Below are 15,258 nucleotides of genomic sequence, written 5' to 3'. Positions count from 1 at the left end.
AGTTACAGAACCATTAAATTACAGCCACGGATGTCAGAGTGGTCAAAACGGCCTAGAACTTCAAAAGAGGAATCAGTATAAACCTTGCCTAAGTCTTGCGTAGCAATAAACGCACAAGAATGGTAATTGGCTAAATCAATTACATTGATACCGCCTGTTTTGCCGCATGGTTGCAGACTTAAGGGGTCTTCGGTATCTCTAGTTAATACGCGCATCCATGGTGGGCAATTAAAAATGCCTTTCCCTTTAGAATAGGCTTGGCTTAATAATTCGGTCATTCCATATTCAGAATGTATGTGGCTTGTATGTAAGCCTTGTAGAAGGGTGTGGTGTAATTCTTGTCTAATCATTTCTTTTCTACGCCCTTTCATACCTCCTGTTTCCATAACAATAGTGTTTTGTAGGTTTAGATTGTACTGTTCTGCTAAGTCTAGTAAAGCAAAAGAAACCCCTATTAGCAGTGTCTTAGTGTTGTTTGCTTCTAGTTGCTGCAATGTGAGTGCTAAATCATCTAGATTGTTGAGGTAAAATCCGCTTTTTGGATGTTTTGAGGTTTTAATCATATCATCCACCATATAGATTAAAGAAGACCCGCTACGTTCTAAATAGGAAGGTAATAATGCCAAGATGCAAAAATCTGCTACGGGACCATAAAACAACTCAAACCCTTTTCTAAAACTACGTTCATACAAAGAAACATCCAGTACAGCGTGTTTGCTCGTTAGGTTACCAGTAGTGCCACTGCTACTAAAAGTTTGTTCAGGAATTCCCGCTCCAGACAGGATAGTACTGTTTTTAAAAAATTCTATGGGCAAAAAGGGAATTTGCGCTATGCTATCAACTGAAGCTACATCGGTTTTAAGCAAGTTGCAAAACCGTTGATACACGTTGTTATTTTGATATTGATATCTAAAAGTTAGTAAAGCTTGCTCTACAAATTGAGTTTCTGTTGCAATAGAAAAGATAGAAGAGTTGTCTATAGTCGCCATTATAGCAAAATTAGATAAAATAAAAAGCCCCAACCAAAGGATTGGGGCTTTATAAGTAGTAGCTATGTTTTATTTAACAACTAATTTTTGAGTAGTTGTGAGGTCGTTTTCTGTGACTTCTACAATGTAAACACCGGCTGGTAGTTTAGTAATGTTTAAGGTATTGGTTGCTATGGCATCCTTTAAAACTGGAGTGCCAAATACATTAAAAATGACGATATTTTTTAAACCGTTGCTTTTAGTGGTGATATAAACCTCTCCACCGTAAGCGGGATTTGGGTATACGCGTAAGCCAATGTCGTTTTTAGGACTGGGGTTGTTTAAACGTGGACTTGCATAGGAACTTACACCAATAGTAAACATAAGTAGGAAAAAGTACATGTGTTTCATTAACATATATTTGGGGGGTTAACGCTTGGTAAATGTACTTTGGAACAGCAGTAAATGCTATATTTTGTTGTGAAATGAGGGGAAAGGTAGGTGTGTCAGATTAAAGGTAAAATTTGTCGGTGAACGACAGTTTTTGCAATTTATTTTATCACCAATTTACGAGTTACTACTTTTTCACGTTCAAAAACGCGTAAAATGTAAACACCTTTATCCAGATTAGATACATTTAATTCTCTACCAGAAAGTGTAGTTTGTAAAACTTGAGTACCTAGAACATCAAAAATATTTATTTGTTTAGGTGCATCTAAAGTAGTTTCAATATAAACCTTTCCATTAATGGTTGGGTTAGGGTATAATTTAAAACCTGGGATGTCCCCATTTGCTTGGTTTTGTTGTGCAAAACCAAAAGTACAGGAGAGCAATAAAAGTAGAAGGTAAATATGCTTCATAAAGTACTGATAACAAAGGGTATGCCACAAATATAGCCAAAAGGCTTTTTTTACTAACCCAATATAAAGAAAATACTCACATTTTTCGATGAACTGCAACCCTTGACCGAGGATTGGTGTAGTTGGTCGATGTTATAATAAGCGATAAGCGTGTTTTTTTTGTTTATAAATAAAAAACCCCGCATTATGCGGGGTTTTTATAATCACTTAGGGTAAGTGAAAAATGTTTCTATTGCATGGTTACCATGAAAGAAGGACTAGCCCAATCAAATGCAGCTAAATCTGCTCCAACACCGGCTTTAGCGGTAACGCTATTATTTGCAGTTACGGTAATACCATCAGTGATTTCCGTAATAGTACCAGTAATAGTGCTTCCATCTTTGTCAACACCTACGTTCCCTTGAGCAAACGCGTTAGATAAAGTAAGTTCACCATCACCATTGCTATCTTTAGTGTCAATTCTGTTACCAAAAGAAGCTGTGCCATATGCAGCAAACAAGATGTTATCAATAGTGGCAACAGTACCTCTTCTAATTTCTGCACCAGCAGTTAAGGCAACATCAGGATTTAAGTTTAAAATAGTAACGTTATTTAAAGTAGGCATAGAGATTGGAGCAGCTGTAGGGTCGTTAGAGTTGCTATCACCTTCAATACCTCTTGGGTCTTCAGTAGCCATATCAAAACCATCGTTACGAACACCAAAAGCGTTGTCAATAGTTCCTTGGTAACCTTCTGTCCAGTCAAACATATCATCAGCGATGTTAGAACAATACACGTTAGTTACGTTTACAGTACCACCAAAGAATTCGATACCATCATCAGCACCATTATTTACAACGATGTTGTTTACTACAGTTCCGCTACCAACACCAAAGAAAGAAATACCATTAAATTCTTGCTCATTGTTGATTTTTGCACCAGTGTACTCAGCAATAACATAGCTAAGCTCACCAGAATTATCCGCAGCATCTGTACCACCATAAAGTACACCTGCAACTTCAGACTCTACGTCTGTACCTTTGTTAGAAGGTGCTTTACCAGCAAGTACAATACCACCCCAGTCACCAGCAGCAGGAGAAGTAGCATCAGAAGTAAAACGAATAGGAGCAGCTGCAGTACCAACAGCGATAAGCTTAGCGCCTCTTTCTACCGCTAAGAAAACGTCTGTTCTACCGCTTACAGCCTTAATAGTAGTACCAGCTTCAATAGTTAAAGTGGCTCCTTCTTTTACAGTTAAAGGACCAGCTAAAGAATATTCTACAGTAGAAACTAATTTGGTATCTTCTGTAATAGTACCTTGTAATTCTGGCTCTTCTACAACTACACCATCAGTTTGTGTTACTACAAAAGTTGGGTTAGCCCAAGCAAACGCAGCTAAATCTGCTCCAACACCAGCTTTACCTTCTACAGTGTTGTTGTCAGAAATTACAATACCATCACCTATTTCTGTAATTGTACCTTCTATAGTGCTACCATCTTTGTCTGCACCAACATTTCCTTGAGAATAGGCTTCTGTAAGTGTTACAGCGCCATCACCATTGTCATCTTTAGTGTCTATTCTATTCTCAAAAGAAGCTTCTCTGTACGCTGCAAATAAGATGTTATTAATTGTTGCGTCTGTACCTCTTCTAATTTCCGCACCAGCTTTTAAAGCCACAGTTTGGTTTAAGTTAAGGATGGTAACGTTGTTTAACGTAGGCGTAGAGATAGGAGCAGCTGTAGGGTCGTTAGAGTTGCTATCACCTTCAATACCTCTTGGGTCTTCAGTAGCCATATCAAAACCATTGTTACGAACACCAAAAGCATTGGTGATGGTTCCTTGGTATCCTTCTGTCCAGTCAAACATATCATCAGCGATGTTAGAACAATACACGTTAGTTACGTTTACAGTACCACCAAAGAATTCGATACCATCATCAGCACCATTATTTACAACGATGTTGTTTACTACAGTTCCACTACCAACACCGAAGAAAGAAATACCATTAAATTCTTGCTCATTGTTAATTTTTGCACCAGTATACTCCGCAATAACATAGCTAAGCTCACCAGAATTATCCGCAGCATCTGTACCACCATAAAGTACACCAGCAACCTCAGATTCTACGTCTGTACCTTTGTTAGAAGGTGCTTTACCAGCAAGTACAATACCACCCCAGTCACCTGCTTCTGGAGAAGCAGCATCAGAAGTAAAACGAATAGGCGCAGCAGCAGTACCTTTTGCCATTAATTTAGCTCCTCTTTCTACAGCTAAAAATACATCTGTTCTACCACTTTTTGCTTCGATAGTAGTACCTGCTTCAATAGTTAAAGTAACTCCATCTTTAACAGTTAATGGGCCAGCCAAAATATATTCAGTAGCCGCTTCTAATGTAGTATCTTCTGTAACTTCACCAGTAAGTTCTACAACCTCAGAACCTGGGTCTGGAGTTGGTTCTGGGTCAATTGTTCTATTGTCATCATCAGATGAACAAGCAACAAAAAAGTTTGCGAGAGCTAGCAATAAGATTGCTTTAATTGATGTTCTCATTTCTTAATTAGATTTAATAATTAGGGTTAAATAAGTGTTTGTAAAAACTCTAGTTTAGGGTTCTAAAGTGTTATTTATAGATTGATGGATAATCCAGCAGAAATATTCATACCTCTCTTATAAGAAGACATGGTTAACTCTTCTGGGATATCTCTGTATCTTTCAAAACTTGGGTCAAATAAATTTTTAGCATTGAAATTCAATGTAAAGGTCTCATTAAACTGATGGCGCAATACAAAATCTAGTACTGGAACACCTTTTTCTATGATATTTTCTTTAAAGTTGGTACCAATACTATACACTTTGTCACTCTGATAGTTAAATACTAAAGAAGAAGTAGTTTCTTTTTGGTCCTTGCCAAACTTGTAAGTTAGATCAGCATTGATAGTAAAAGGCGCCGCTCCTTCTAATTGAGAATTGCTACCAGTGTAGTTGAAAAGTGTATTACTAGTGTCGAACTCTAATTCTGTTTTCATAAATGTGGCGTTAGCGCCAACACTTAGATTTTTATTCTTAAGGTCGTCATCTACGTTCAACACATCAAATTTCGCTTCTACTTCAGCCCCATAAATAGTGGCGTCACCAGAGTTGTCAAATGTAAAATCTCGTTCTACAGCAGAGTTACGCTCTAAACGGTTAATAGAATTTTGGATAACCTTACCAAAAACACCTACTGCAAATACCTCACTAGATTTAGGGAAGAATTCAAATTTTAATTCTGCATTATAATTGTCAGATGGTACTAAGTTTGGATTACCAGATTCTTGAAAGTTGATGCCCTCATAAACAAAAGGAGCAATTTCTTTAAACTGTGGATAGGTGTAAGTTAAACTACCAGATGCTCTTAAGTTGATTTTTTCAGACAACTCATACTTTAAGTTTAAAGAAGGTAAAATATATTGTTTATCTAAATTAATACCGCTATCACTAGACAAACCAGGTAGTGTAATATTGGTATTCCAGGTTACATTCATTTTAATATCTTCTGCTCTAAGTCCAGGATTTAAAGTGAATTTCTCTCCAACTTTGTAAACAAAGTCTAAGAAACCTGCGTGTACTGTTTTTTCACCATCATACAATTGCGGTAAATACGTTTCTGGGTCGTCACTATTTCTACCTCTAGAAGTTTCTAAACGGAACGTACCATTATCTATATTCTCTTGGTTAAAAATAGCATCTAAATTATTTAAGTCAACAGAGGTGCCTCTTGGGTTCGTAAAGTTGTGGTCAAAGTACATGCCATCAAACTTTCTGTCTGTTTTTCTGCCGTTATAACCTACGGTTAGCTTTCCTTTGTTTTCTACGCGGTCACCAAAGTATTTTATACCTTCTAAGTTGGCACCCAAATCGGTTTCAAATAGATTTCCGAAGAATCTACTGTTATCTCTCACTGCATTTTGAGCTACTCTAGTATTGCCAGTATTGTTATCTAAAACAAAAGTGTTTTTTCTACGGTCTGGCTCATCGTTATAAATTGCATTGTATGCAACAGAACCGTTTAAGTCTATGGATTCTCCCAATTTATTGGTAGAGTGCAACTGATTTACAAAAAGTTGATTTTGTATTTCGGTTTGTAAAATTAGATTGACATTTAAATCACCATCAATATCTGCAGTGGTACCAAAAAAGTCTTGAAACTGCTGGCTATTAGAGTGTACAAAGAGATGATTAAAACTTAATTTGTGATTTGGGTTAATGGTGTAAACTACGTTACCCATCAACATTTTGGTAGCATCATAATCAAACGTTTTAGTGTCAAATTGAGACCCTACGTTGTTCACATCTATGATATTATCAGAAAAACCTTCTCTATATTGAAACTTGTTACTAAAAGATCCAACTAAGAAGATGCCAATAGAGCTTTCTTCAGAAATAGAAAATCTATTACCATAGTTTAAAGAAAGACCAAAGTTTGGTGCAGCTGTAGTATTTTCCGGGGAAAAGCTATTGCTAAAATTATAATCGTTTAGGTTGGTAATTTGATGTTGTGTTTCGTCTGCAATACCAAACCAGTTAGAACCATCCAATCTTTTGAAATCATTAAAAGTGGTTCTAGTGTTAGCTCCGCTAGAAATACCAATTTTTAAGAATGCATCACCAGACATTTCCTTACTAACAATATTTATGTTTGCTCCAGCAACATCAGAAGAAACATTAGAGGTAAACGCCTTAGATATCCCAACATTTTCTATAATACCTGTCCCAAATAAAGATAGGTCAATGTTTTTGTCTCTTGGGTCGTTAGAGGGTAATGGTAGGCCATTAAATGTAGTGCTGTTGTAACGATCACCTAAACCTCTAACATAAATTTTGCTAGAACCTTCTTGTTTGTTGACACCTGTTACTTTAGTAGTAGCATCAGACGCATCAGAAACAGCTTTCTTTGCCAATTCTTGTGCTCCAATAGTAGTTTTAATTTCAACTGCTTTCTTCTGGTCTAGTAATAAAGCTACTTCAGAGTCTTTTCTAGAAACTGTGGTTACTACAACCTCGCTCAATTCAAAGCCGCCACCGGCGCTCATAGGTACGTTTACAGTAGTTACTTTACCAGCTTCTACAACTACGTTAGGTATTTCTACCGTCTCATAACCCAAGTAGCTATATTCCACTATATAGGTTCCTGGATCTAGGTTAGGAAGTTCGTACAAGCCATCAAAATCAGAAGTTGTACCTGTAGTTGTTCCTTTAATCAACACGTTTGCAAATGCAAGGGGCTCATTGTTTAATTCCTTATCGGTCAATTTTCCAACAATGCTTCCTTTACCCTCTTGCGCCATTACTAGTGTGCTAGCTAGTAAGGCAATAATCATCAATAAATTTTTCATTCTATAGGTAAGTATATTTGCGGCAAAGAACGCCAGAGGCTGTAAAAGTCATGTTACCCACATGTTAACAGTTTATTTCAGTAGCTTTACCATAATGTTATGAGATTAAATCAATGTTAACTGCCTTTTTTGTTGTGGTAGAATCTTTACTTTTGGGCAAATTTTACGCTTCTTGGTACATTTTTATTAAATTAATGGGCTGGGAATCAACCTTAAATTACTTTTAAATACGTACCGACCATAATTGACATTTTGATGAAAACAAAGGACATTAAGATACTTCTGGTAGATGACGAACCCGATATCCTAGAAATTGTTAGTTACAATCTTTCCTCTGAAGGATATGAAGTATTCACGGCCAAAAACGGTGTAGAAGCTGTTGCTAAAGCCAAAAAGAAACAACCACATCTAGTAATTCTTGATGTAATGATGCCAGAAATGGATGGTATTGAAGCCTGCGAGGTTATGCGTAACACGCCTGGTTTAGAAAACACCATTATTACTTTTTTAACCGCTAGAGGAGAAGATTACTCTCAAGTCGCTGGTTTTGATGCTGGTGCAGATGATTACATTACTAAACCTATTAAGCCTAAAGTATTAGTAAGTAAAGTAAAGGCTTTACTTAGAAGACTTAAAGAAGATGCGCAAGAGGTAGAAGATATTGTAAAAGTTGGTGATATTGTCATTAATAGAGAGGAGTACAAAATTGTTAATAAAGGCGAAGAGATTGTACTGCCGAGAAAAGAGTTTGAATTATTAGCGTTGCTAACTTCTAAGCCTAGTAAGGTCTTTAAGAGAGAAGTTATTCTAGATAAAGTATGGGGTAATGAGGTAGTTGTAGGTGGCCGTACTATAGATGTACACATTAGAAAACTACGAGAAAAAATAGGAGACCATCACTTTAAAACCGTAAAAGGCGTAGGGTATAAGTTTGTGTTATAATGGCGATTACGCTTAAAAAATCGTACCGCTTTGCGTTACGTTCTTCTTTTTATATTACCATAATTTTGGCCCTTACCCTTGGATTGTTGTCTTGGGCATTGGGTCAATTTTCTTGGGTATTGGTGGTAACTTTTACGCCATTAGTATTTATTGGTGCATTTATCATTATCCAATCTAGAGTAGAGCGTTTTATCTACAGAAGGGTTAAAAAGATTTATGACGATGTTTCCCTTCTAGAATCTTCTAGTTTTTCTTCTAAACCCATAACTACAGACATGCGTACGTTAACGGAAGAGATAGAAAAATTTGCAAAGGATAAAAAAGTAGAGATAGATACCCTAAAAATTAGAGAAGAGTACCGAAAAGATTTTTTAGGAAACGTTTCTCACGAGTTAAAAACCCCATTATTTACTGTTCAAGGCTATATTTTAACCTTGTTAGATGGGGCAATGAAGGACAAGAAAATCTTGGACAAATATTTAAAACGTGCTAATAAAGGGGTAGAGCGCCTTATTTACATTGTTAAAGACTTAGATATGATTACCAAATTAGAAGCCGGTAATCTGAATGTAGAAAAAGGACGTTTTGATATTATTGAATTAATCAAAAGTGTGTTCGAATTATTAGAGATGAAAGCCTCAAAAAAGTTCATTACGCTTACTTTTGATATGGAATATAAGGAGCCTATTTTTGTGATGGGAGACCAAGAAAAAATTCAGCAAGTATTAACCAATTTATTGGTGAACTCTATTAAATACGGTCATGAAAATGGCACCACAGAAGTTAGCGTAGAAAACCTAATTAAAAATAAAGTTATCATAAGAGTTACAGATAACGGGGAGGGGATACCAAAAGTGCATATTCCCAGGTTGTTTGAGCGTTTTTACCGTGTAGACCAAAGTGGTAGCCGTAAAGAGGGAGGTTCAGGATTGGGTCTTGCAATTGTTAAGCACATAATAGAAGCGCACGGAGAAAAAATTTATGTTGAGAGTGAGGTAGACGTAGGCTCAGAATTCTCTTTTACCTTAGAGAAAGCTTCAAATAACGTAGCATAGTCTATTGTCGTATCATACTGAGTGAGACCAGAAAATTCGTTACATAATTCTAAGTCTTTTATTTTAAAATTATCTTGATTGGCAAAAGGTACAACACCATTTTTTTGAAATCTTTTGGCTAAGTAAACCTGTTCATACTGTCCTGGCGTAGGGATAAAAAACGCTTTCTTTTCCAACTTGGCTAAATCCATTACCGTAGTATAACCAGACCTGCAAAGGACTAAACTGCTTTCGTTTAGGGCGTTTTCTAGTTCTTTGGACTGCATAAAATTTACCACCTCAACCGTTGCATTTTGGTATTGCAAGGTTCTACGTTTTTGCTTTTTCTGTATTTTCCCTTTTACAAATAAAACTTGACCGTTGTAGTATTTAAGTTCTTCTAGCAACTTTTCTTCTAGTAAAGTACGCTGTGGCTCTGGACCAGAAAGCAATACCATAAGGTCATTTTTTTGAGGTAGGTTGTGCTTTGTAAATCTACTGAGCGGACCTAAATAATGAATATTAAGCTTACTTTTCTTTAAATGTCCCAATTTACCTGTAAGATTAGGTTTGCCATCAACATCTGGCACCCAACAGGCTTTAAATTTTTTTATAATTTTTTGATGCATTTTAGAGCTAAACCATGTAGTATTGCCAGAGAGTACATTTAGTTGGTGGGTAATAAAAACACAAGGTACTTTTTTAGAATACACACCAAGTCTGTTATCAGAAATAATACCATCTAAATTTAGTGATTTTACCAAGGCTTTTACCTCTTTCTTTTCTTTGTTCATCGCCTTTAAAACCTTTGGCGAATCCCAAATCATCTTCCATTTAAAATTTTTTCCTTTTTCGGCATAAGTAATTTTGTAAGACGATAATTCAAAAGAAGGCAAGTCTGGAAATTCTTTTTGTAGCAGTTGCAAAGCAACCCCATCAGAGGCTATGTAGGGTTGGTGGCCATAATCTAGTAAAGCGTGTATAATAGGAATGCATCTGGTGGCATGTCCTAATCCCCAATTTAAAGGTGCTACTAAAATTCGTTTTCCATTTTGCATAATTTACAAAGAAAGAAAAGCCAGTCTAGTGTTTGATTTCCTTAGTTTTGCCAAAACATTAATTTTTTGTTTTGGGTAGCAAGAATAAATTAAAACGATTTAAAGAGAACGAAACCTTTGGCAATGTAATACAACCTACCAGAGAAGAGGTGGTTGGCAATTTTGAGCATAAGGGCAAATGGAAAGATTTTTTTAAAAATGACAATCCAATAGTACTAGAGTTGGGTTGCGGAAAGGGAGAATATACCGTGGGCTTGGCCAAACGCTATCCAAACAAAAATTTTATTGGGATAGATATAAAGGGGGCTCGTTTTTGGCGTGGGGCAAAAACGGCTATAGAGGAGAACCTTAAAAACGTGGCGTTTTTACGTAGCCAGATAGAGCTGGTAGATTATCTTTTTGCAGCTCAAGAAGTTTCAGAGATTTGGATTACTTTTCCAGATCCACAAATTAAATACAAGCGTACCAAACATAGAATGACCAATGAGGCTTTTTTAGCGCGTTATGCCCAAATTTTAAAGTCAGACGGCATTATGCACTTAAAAACAGATAGCGAATTTATGCATGGGTATACCTTGGGTCTTTTACATGGTTTAGGATATCCCGTATTATACGCAAACCATAACGTATACACCAATGAAGGAGCGCCAGATGAAGTTACTAGTATCCAAACCTATTATGAAAATCAGTATCTTGAAATCGGAAAGGCTATAACCTATATCCAATTTCGACCAACCAACTAATGGAACATTTGCTGATTTTATTTTTTGCCACTTTTTCTGCGGCATTCATGGCTACAGTACCACCTGGGTTATTGAATATGAATGCAGCTAAAGCTAGTGTAGAAAAAGGAAAACTCAGCGGAGTAGTGTTTAGTTTGGGTGTTGCATTAATGGTGCTTATACAAGCCTACATAGCTGTTAATATCTCTCGCTTTCTCTACAATAATCCAATAGTCATAGATTATTTATTAAAAGCAGCCATCTTTGTTTTTGCCTTTTTTGCTATCTATTTTTTTGTAAGTGCTAAGCGCGAAAAAGAAAAATTAAATCAACTAAAAGAACCAGATGTTAAAAAACGAAATAGCTTTTTTCGTGGTACTCTTTTAGCAGGGCTCAATTTTTTAACCATTCCATATTACAGCAGTTTAAATGCTATGTGGAAACAAGCAGGGTGGATTAAATTTGAAGCTACAGATATCGCCATATTTGTGCTAGCAGCATCCCTAGGTACTTTTGCGGCGCTTTATCTTTATGTATTCTACTTTAATAAGTTAGAGATGAAAACAAAGACGTTTTCTAAAAATTCTAACTACATTATTAGTGGTTTAATGTTGGTATTGCTAATGATTACCTTAATTCGTATTTTCTATAAGTAATGGAAGAGGTTAGCTTTTTTGATAAGGTATATGATGTAGCACGATTAATACCCTATGGTAGGGTCACCTCCTATGGTGCAATTGCCAAGTATCTTGGAGCGGCTCGCAGTGCCAGAATGGTTGGTTGGGCTATGAATAATAGTCATACAAAAGATGTTCCCGCTCATAGAGTGGTTAATAGAGTGGGCGTTCTAACGGGTAAACATCATTTTGAGGGGACCAACCTTATGCAACAACTATTGGAAAACGAAGGGATTAAGGTAGAAGATAACCAGGTGGTCGACTTCAAAAACTTATTTTGGGATCCTGCTCAGGAATTAAGATAAGCAAAACAAATTAAGACATAAGTAAACCTGATACCAAAACTGCCCCTACTATACTGCACAATTTTTACGATTGCCGTATCTTTGTAATTTAGAATCAGTTTAAAAGACTGAATAGCCAAAAGATAGAGCATGAAATTGAACAAACAGGATATTTTAAAAGCGTTGGAGCTTATAACTGTACCAGGAGAAGGAAAAAACATGGTAGAAAGTGGTGCAGTGACCAATGTACAAGTATTCGGGGATGAGGTAGAGGTAGATATCACTATAAAAAATCCAAGTTTACAGGCCAAAAAGAAGACTGAAGTAGAGATACTAAAGGTGATACACAAAGAGGTGTATGAAAAGGCTAAAATAAAAGTAAACATAAAAGTAGAAGCTCCTACGCAACCCAAAGCGAACTTAATTAAGGGAGAGCCTATACCCGGCATACAAAACATAGTTGCCGTTGCCTCTGGTAAAGGTGGTGTAGGTAAATCTACCGTAACCGCTAATTTGGCAGTAACCTTAGCCAAAATGGGTTTTAAAGTAGGTTTGTTAGATACAGATATATATGGGCCATCCATGCCTATTATGTTTGATGTTGCTATGGAAAAACCTTTGGCAGTGAATGTAGAGGGCAAATCTAAAATGAAGCCTGTAGAAAATTACGGGGTTAAAATTCTTTCTATCGGGTTTTTTACCCAACCCAACCAAGCAGTTATTTGGAGAGGACCTATGGCAGCCAAAGCATTGAACCAAATGATTTTTGATGCGCATTGGGGAGAGTTAGATTTTCTATTGTTAGACCTGCCTCCAGGAACTGGGGACATCCATTTAAGTATTATGCAGTCATTGCCAGTAACAGGAGCCGTAGTGGTAAGTACACCCCAAGAAGTTGCCCTAGCAGACGCACGTAAGGGGGTGGCTATGTTTAACCAAGAGGCTATACAAGTACCTGTGTTAGGTATCGTAGAAAATATGGCGTATTTTACTCCTGCAGAACTGCCAGACAATAAATATTATATTTTTGGACAAGACGGAGCCAAGCATTTGGCAGAAGATTTAGAAATCCCGTTTTTGGGAGAAATCCCGCTAGTTCAAAGCATTCGCGAAGCTGGTGATGTTGGTAGACCGGCAGCACTACAAACGGCCTCACCAATAGAACAAGCTTTTGAGGACCTCACTAAAAATGTGGTGCAAGAAGTAGTAAAAAGAAACACAGATTTGCCCCCTACAGTGGCAATCAAAATAACAACAATGGCAGGTTGTTCCGCCGTAAAAAAGAAGTAAATGACATCCGAAGAAGTTAGGCAAAATGTAGAGAAAGCCCTGGAGGAAATCCGTCCGTTTTTACAAAGTGATGGTGGGGATATCTCTTTGGTATCTATAGATAATGATACCTCTGTAAAAGTTAGGTTAGAAGGCAATTGTATAGGATGTAGCGTTAATCAGATGACGTTGAAAAGTGGTGTGGAAATGACCATCAAAAAATATGTTCCACAAATAGAAGAGGTAGTTAATCTTAGTTGATAACACCTCTTACTGTGCCATTTCTGCAAGCAGCTAAATTGAGCAAACAAACTAATTTTTCATGATTAAGACCGATATTTTAATTATTGGAGCTGGCCCTACAGGATTATTCACTGTTTTTGAGGCTGGACTCTTAAAATTGAAATGCCATATCATTGATGCGCTACCACAAGCAGGTGGGCAGTGCTCAGAATTATACCCTAAAAAGCCCATTTATGATATTCCTGGTTTTCCAGAAGTATTGGCGGGCGATTTGGTGAGCAATTTAATGCAGCAGATAGCGCCTTTTCAACCCGGATTTACGTTGGGTGAGCGTGCAGATAGTATAGAGAAATTGGAAGACGGCACGTTTATAGTAACTACCAATAAAGGAACAAAGCACCAAGCGCCTGTTGTGGCCATTGCTGGGGGCTTAGGTAGTTTTGAACCTAGAAAACCCATACTGGACAACTTGTCTAAGTTTGAAGATAAGGGCGTTGCTTATATGATAAAGGACCCAGAGGTCTATCGTGATAAAAAAGTACTGATTGCTGGCGGAGGTGATTCAGCCCTAGACTGGTCTATCTTTTTGGCGGATATTGCCAAAGAAGTTACTCTTGTGCACCGTAGAAATGAGTTCAGAGGGGCTTTGGATTCCGTAGAAAAAGTACAGGAGTTAAAAGATAAAGGTAAAATAAACCTTATTACCCCTGCAGAAGTTGTTAGTTTAGAGGGCAAGGATGCACTAGAAGCGGTTATTGTGCGTAAAAACAACAATCCAAAAGAAGACCAAAAAATAATAGTAGACAATTTTATACCGCTATTTGGGTTAAGTCCAAAATTGGGACCCATTGCCAATTGGGGATTAGAGATAGAGAAGAATGCCATTAAGGTAGATAATGCGTTGGACTATCAAACCAATATTCCTGGTATTTACGCTATTGGAGACGTAAACACCTATCCTGGTAAGTTAAAATTGATACTTTGTGGTTTTCATGAAGCTACTTTAATGTGCCAGAGTGCTTACCAACGTATTTTTCCAGATAAAAAATACGTTATGAAATATACCACAGTAGGTGGCGTAACCGGTTTTGATGGTAGCAAAAGAGAAGCCCCAAAAGCGGTAGTAAAAGCTATTAATTAATTTTGCTAGTACCCTGCTGTCATTTCGTGAGTAAAAGCTGTTTCAAAGTAAAAAGTACCAAGTATTAAGTGTGGTCTTAGTTCGTTATGCTGAACTTGTTTCAGCATCTCACTCAATTCAAGTTTTAAGGTCATTGCATTCTTTGGTCATTTCGATAGGAAAAGCCGTGCTTTGACTGAGAAATCTCTTTTTATGTACAAATAGCAAAGTCAAAAATGAATTGTCCAATTAATTTTACTTGATTACCATCAACCATCAACTTCATTTATAAATAAAACATAAAATTCGCTTAGATTGATATTCTTACTAAGCTAGTGTAAGGTCTATGTGTTAATTTTGACCTTTTTTACACAGCACAAGCAAAACAGACATGAGCGATATTAAATTAAAGATTATCGATAGGGACGGGAAATTGCATGAGGTAGATGCCCCAACCGATATGAATATGAACCTAATGGAGGTAGTACGTTCTTATGAATTGGCTCCAGAAGGTACTATTGGTATTTGTGGTGGTATGGCCATGTGTGCTTCTTGTCAATGCTACGTGCAATCAGAGCACGACTTACCAGAAAAATCGGATGATGAAGAGGCAATGCTTGCAGAAGCGTTTAATGTAGAAGACAACAGCCGTTTGGGGTGCCAAATCCACATTACGCCAGAATTGGATGGCTTGCAGATAGAACTAGCGCCAGAGGAGCTATAATT

Annotated in this window: 15 protein-coding genes; 9 read left to right on the top strand and 6 right to left on the bottom strand. The window is 37.0% G+C overall.

Annotated elements, in window-relative coordinates; all coding sequences use genetic code 11:
• Nucleotides 1–2: 2 nt before the first annotated feature.
• The 5 genes from HCO57_RS09230 to HCO57_RS09210 all read right to left on the bottom strand — a co-directional run bounded on the left by HCO57_RS09230 (nt 3) and on the right by HCO57_RS09210 (nt 7,183).
• Entirely contained in the window at nt 3–989 is a 987-nt protein-coding gene (locus tag HCO57_RS09230; protein ID WP_167988804.1) for an acyl transferase, read from the bottom strand.
• Nucleotides 990–1,058: 69 nt separating this feature from the next.
• Nucleotides 1,059–1,379, bottom strand: coding sequence for a T9SS type A sorting domain-containing protein (locus HCO57_RS09225; RefSeq protein WP_136950591.1), 321 nt, complete (start codon nt 1,377–1,379; stop codon nt 1,059–1,061).
• 140 nt (nt 1,380–1,519) lie between these two features.
• Nucleotides 1,520–1,828, bottom strand: a complete 309-nt coding sequence (locus tag HCO57_RS09220) for a T9SS type A sorting domain-containing protein (RefSeq protein WP_136950592.1) — start codon at nt 1,826–1,828, stop codon at nt 1,520–1,522.
• Between the two features lie 229 nt (nt 1,829–2,057).
• Nucleotides 2,058–4,358 (bottom strand): hypothetical protein, encoded by a 2,301-nt coding sequence (locus HCO57_RS09215; protein ID WP_167988803.1) that lies wholly within the window; start codon nt 4,356–4,358, stop codon nt 2,058–2,060.
• 74 nt (nt 4,359–4,432) lie between these two features.
• The gene (locus HCO57_RS09210) at nt 4,433–7,183 is read right to left on the bottom strand and encodes a TonB-dependent receptor (protein WP_167988802.1); all 2,751 of its coding nucleotides are present in this window, start codon (nt 7,181–7,183) and stop codon (nt 4,433–4,435) included.
• A 255-nt stretch (nt 7,184–7,438) separates the two neighbouring features.
• Here HCO57_RS09210 and HCO57_RS09205 point away from each other — a divergent pair, with 255 nt between their 5' ends.
• Together HCO57_RS09205 and HCO57_RS09200 are read left to right on the top strand one after the other, a co-directional pair.
• A complete protein-coding gene (locus HCO57_RS09205; RefSeq protein WP_167988801.1) occupies nt 7,439–8,125 on the top strand; it encodes a response regulator transcription factor in 687 nt (228 codons plus the stop codon).
• On the top strand, nt 8,125–9,180 hold the full coding sequence (locus tag HCO57_RS09200; protein WP_136950615.1) for a sensor histidine kinase: 1,056 nt from the start codon (nt 8,125–8,127) through the stop codon (nt 9,178–9,180). The genes HCO57_RS09205 and HCO57_RS09200 overlap by 1 nt, the downstream gene beginning before the upstream one ends.
• Here HCO57_RS09200 and HCO57_RS09195 read toward each other — a convergent pair.
• A complete protein-coding gene (locus tag HCO57_RS09195; protein ID WP_167988800.1) occupies nt 9,105–10,217 on the bottom strand; it encodes a glycosyltransferase in 1,113 nt (370 codons plus the stop codon). The genes HCO57_RS09200 and HCO57_RS09195 overlap by 76 nt on opposite strands.
• 71 nt (nt 10,218–10,288) lie before the next feature.
• Here HCO57_RS09195 and trmB point away from each other — a divergent pair, with 71 nt between their 5' ends.
• From trmB to HCO57_RS09160, 7 genes are all read left to right on the top strand, one after another.
• Complete coding sequence (gene trmB / locus HCO57_RS09190; protein WP_136950617.1) at nt 10,289–10,960, top strand: tRNA (guanosine(46)-N7)-methyltransferase TrmB; 672 nt, start codon at nt 10,289–10,291, stop codon at nt 10,958–10,960.
• Entirely contained in the window at nt 10,960–11,595 is a 636-nt protein-coding gene (locus tag HCO57_RS09185) for a LysE family transporter (protein ID WP_136950618.1), read from the top strand. The genes trmB and HCO57_RS09185 overlap by 1 nt, the downstream gene beginning before the upstream one ends.
• The gene (locus HCO57_RS09180) at nt 11,595–11,921 is read left to right on the top strand and encodes an MGMT family protein (RefSeq protein ID WP_167988799.1); all 327 of its coding nucleotides are present in this window, start codon (nt 11,595–11,597) and stop codon (nt 11,919–11,921) included. The genes HCO57_RS09185 and HCO57_RS09180 overlap by 1 nt, the downstream gene beginning before the upstream one ends.
• 129 nt (nt 11,922–12,050) lie before the next feature.
• The gene (locus tag HCO57_RS09175) at nt 12,051–13,190 is read left to right on the top strand and encodes an Mrp/NBP35 family ATP-binding protein (RefSeq protein WP_167988798.1); all 1,140 of its coding nucleotides are present in this window, start codon (nt 12,051–12,053) and stop codon (nt 13,188–13,190) included.
• Nucleotides 13,191–13,430 carry a NifU family protein gene (locus HCO57_RS09170; protein WP_136950621.1) on the top strand — a complete coding sequence of 80 codons (240 nt, stop codon included), beginning with the start codon at nt 13,191–13,193 and terminating at the stop codon, nt 13,428–13,430.
• Nucleotides 13,431–13,491: 61 nt separating this feature from the next.
• Complete coding sequence (locus tag HCO57_RS09165) at nt 13,492–14,553, top strand: NAD(P)/FAD-dependent oxidoreductase (RefSeq protein ID WP_167988797.1); 1,062 nt, start codon at nt 13,492–13,494, stop codon at nt 14,551–14,553.
• A 370-nt stretch (nt 14,554–14,923) separates the two neighbouring features.
• Complete coding sequence (locus tag HCO57_RS09160) at nt 14,924–15,256, top strand: 2Fe-2S iron-sulfur cluster-binding protein (protein ID WP_167988796.1); 333 nt, start codon at nt 14,924–14,926, stop codon at nt 15,254–15,256.
• Nucleotides 15,257–15,258: the final 2 nt, after the last annotated feature.

Source organism: Croceivirga sp. JEA036, assembly GCF_011882165.1.
Classification (GTDB): Bacteria; Bacteroidota; Bacteroidia; order Flavobacteriales; family Flavobacteriaceae; genus Croceivirga.
Note: the sequence above shows the minus strand (reverse complement) of the source record. Positions and strands in the feature narration are given on the sequence as shown.

Coding starts and splice junctions, on each gene's coding strand:
- HCO57_RS09230 (WP_167988804.1), bottom strand. CDS start 989: ATGGCGACTATAGACAACTCTTCTATCTTTTCTATTGCAACAGAAACT.
- HCO57_RS09225 (WP_136950591.1), bottom strand. CDS start 1,379: ATGAAACACATGTACTTTTTCCTACTTATGTTTACTATTGGTGTAAGT.
- HCO57_RS09220 (WP_136950592.1), bottom strand. CDS start 1,828: ATGAAGCATATTTACCTTCTACTTTTATTGCTCTCCTGTACTTTTGGT.
- HCO57_RS09215 (WP_167988803.1), bottom strand. CDS start 4,358: ATGAGAACATCAATTAAAGCAATCTTATTGCTAGCTCTCGCAAACTTT.
- HCO57_RS09210 (WP_167988802.1), bottom strand. CDS start 7,183: ATGAAAAATTTATTGATGATTATTGCCTTACTAGCTAGCACACTAGTA.
- HCO57_RS09205 (WP_167988801.1), top strand. CDS start 7,439: ATGAAAACAAAGGACATTAAGATACTTCTGGTAGATGACGAACCCGAT.
- HCO57_RS09200 (WP_136950615.1), top strand. CDS start 8,125: ATGGCGATTACGCTTAAAAAATCGTACCGCTTTGCGTTACGTTCTTCT.
- HCO57_RS09195 (WP_167988800.1), bottom strand. CDS start 10,217: ATGCAAAATGGAAAACGAATTTTAGTAGCACCTTTAAATTGGGGATTA.
- HCO57_RS09185 (WP_136950618.1), top strand. CDS start 10,960: ATGGAACATTTGCTGATTTTATTTTTTGCCACTTTTTCTGCGGCATTC.
- HCO57_RS09180 (WP_167988799.1), top strand. CDS start 11,595: ATGGAAGAGGTTAGCTTTTTTGATAAGGTATATGATGTAGCACGATTA.
- HCO57_RS09175 (WP_167988798.1), top strand. CDS start 12,051: ATGAAATTGAACAAACAGGATATTTTAAAAGCGTTGGAGCTTATAACT.
- HCO57_RS09170 (WP_136950621.1), top strand. CDS start 13,191: ATGACATCCGAAGAAGTTAGGCAAAATGTAGAGAAAGCCCTGGAGGAA.
- HCO57_RS09165 (WP_167988797.1), top strand. CDS start 13,492: ATGATTAAGACCGATATTTTAATTATTGGAGCTGGCCCTACAGGATTA.
- HCO57_RS09160 (WP_167988796.1), top strand. CDS start 14,924: ATGAGCGATATTAAATTAAAGATTATCGATAGGGACGGGAAATTGCAT.